Source organism: Pseudoalteromonas sp. PS5, assembly GCF_004103255.1.
Taxonomy (GTDB): Bacteria; Pseudomonadota; Gammaproteobacteria; order Enterobacterales; family Alteromonadaceae; genus Pseudoalteromonas; species Pseudoalteromonas peptidolytica.
This window is the reverse complement of the sequence record NZ_RCSQ01000233.1, coordinates 1-2,407: the sequence shown is the minus strand read 5'-3', so window position 1 is coordinate 2,407 and position 2,407 is coordinate 1. Positions and strand designations below refer to the sequence as shown.

Annotated in this window: 2 protein-coding genes; both read left to right on the top strand. The window is 42.7% G+C overall.

The genetic code is table 11. The features are described from left to right. On the top strand, positions 1–1,984 hold a 1,984-nt coding region (locus D9603_RS21135), incomplete at its 5' end, for a non-ribosomal peptide synthetase (protein ID WP_128732811.1). 1 nt (position 1,985) lies between these two features. Next, a partial coding sequence (locus tag D9603_RS21130) for a condensation domain-containing protein (protein ID WP_241651745.1) occupies positions 1,986–2,407 on the top strand: 422 nt, incomplete at its 3' end.

Below are 2,407 nucleotides of genomic sequence, written 5' to 3'. Positions count from 1 at the left end.
AGGACATATTGCCCAGCTGAATGCGCACTTTGAGCGGCTACTGACAGGGTTGAGTGAAGCCAGTGCACAAACCGCAGTGAGTAGCTTGCCATTGTTATCGAAAGAAGAAGAGCACAAGCTGCTGTATACACTGAACGACACAGCAGTAGAGTATGATAAGTCGGCTTGTATTCATACGTTGTTTGAGCGTCAAGTGGACTTAGTGCCAGAGCAAGTTGCGGTTGCATTTGCAGATGACGTTTTACAATATAAGACACTGGATGAGAAGGCGAATCAGCTAGCACATTACCTGCGCGCAGAGCATGGGATAGGGCCAGATAGCTTAGTGGGTGTGTGCGCAGATAGGTCACTGGAGATGGTGATAGCGGTTTTAGGGATCTTAAAAGCAGGAGGTGCTTATGTGCCACTAGACCCGAGTTATCCGCGTAGCCGCTTAGAATATATGATAGCAGATGCGTCATTATCGGTGGTAGTGAGCCATGGAGAGACGGCAGAAGCATTAGCGAGTTTTACCAAAACGCAAGTTAGGTTAGATGGATTTGCCTTAGGGGAGCCGCACCTGTGTGATGCGTATCCACGTACTCGGCCACAAGAGGTCGGTGTGAGCGCATCACATCTGGCGTATGTGATTTATACCTCAGGCTCGACAGGGCAGCCAAAAGGCGTGATGATTGAGCATCAAAATACGGTTGCAATGTTGAATTGGGGCAAACATTTTTATTCAACGGCAGAGTTGCAAACAGTATTAGCGAGTACTTCTTTAAGTTTTGATTTATCTGTTTTTGAATTATTTTTACCGCTAAGTGTTGGCACAAAAGTAAGACTCGTTAAAAATGTTTTAGAAGTAGTGACAGAGCAGTGTGTTCGGGATGTCACCTTACTTAATACAGTTCCTTCAGCTATCTCGGCTTTGCTAGATAATAATACTTATTTAGAGAAAATCCGGGTCATTAATCTTGCGGGAGAAGCATTACACAGTGAGCTTATCAACAAAATATTTGAACAATATACGGCGATTAGCGTTTGTAATCTATATGGCCCATCTGAAGATACGACCTACTCAACCGGGATCAGGTTTAATAATGCGGTACAGTCAACGCCAAGTATTGGCCGTGTGATTTCAAATAGTATTGCGCTGATTTTAAATGAAGATGGCCAGCTATTACCTTACGGCTCTGTAGGAGAGTTATATTTGGGAGGTGATGGTGTCTCTAGAGGATATAGGCACCAAGCCGAGCTAACGGCAGCTAAGTTTGTTAGTAATCCATATTCCACAGTAGGACAGGGAGTTCAGGCTGCTCGACTTTACCGTACAGGAGATTTAGTAAAGTATCTTCCTTGTGGTAATTTAGCGTTTCTTGGTCGAATTGATGATCAGGTGAAGATAAGAGGATTTAGGATAGAGCTTGGGGAAATCGAGTTTGAATTATCTCAACTTGCTGAAATTGACTCATGCCTAGTCATTGCGAAGCAGGTTGGAGAAGATAACCGCTTAATCGCATACCTAAAAGGCCACGATGGTGACATCAATATTGGTGAAGTTAAGAAAGCGCTTCGTTTAGCATTACCTGAATATATGGTGCCTAGCTTTTTTGTGGAAGTTGAAGAGTGGCCATTAACACCAAATGGAAAAATCGACAAAAAGCAATTACTAGAAATTGAAGGTGTCGGTTTTAATGAAGAATACGTTGCACCGCAGAGCCAAACTGAGCTGGCACTAGTGGATATTTGTTCTGAATTGTTGGAACTGGAACAAAGTAAAATAAGTATTAAAGCAAACTTTTTTGAACTGGGAGGGCACTCCCTATTAATAATGAAGTTTGTAAGAAAAATTGAGGAAGTCCTAGGGATCACAATCTCAATGAATGCTTTTTTTGATGTGCAGACTCTGCAAGAGCTTGCTTCCCTATGTGAAATTATAGCGGTAAGTCAGTCTATCAACGAGGTAGATGATGTTGCCGAATACGAAGAGTTCGAGTTTTGAGATGAATGCATTAAACCTTATCCAGCAGTTGGCTAGACAAGACATTATTTTGCAAATGACAGAGAATGGATCGTTAACTGCTAAGGCTCCCAAGGGAGCCATCACAGCTGAAATAAGTGATCTTATAAGGCAAAATAAGAGAGAATTTATTGATTGCTTAACGCGCTTAGAGTCACTTCATTCTCAAGTGGAAAGCAATTCGGTCATTCCTGTAGACAGAAACACAGATAAGCTCCCTCTGTCTTTTGCCCAGCAGCGGCTATGGTTTATTGATAGTTTGCAAGGTAGCACTCCAGAGTACAATATGCCGATGGTATTTGAGCTGTCAGGCACGATTAGTCTGACGAGTATTCAGCGAGCCTTTCGTGAAATTATCGCGCGTCATGAAGTCTTAAGAACCATCTATGAAGAGCATGATGGTGA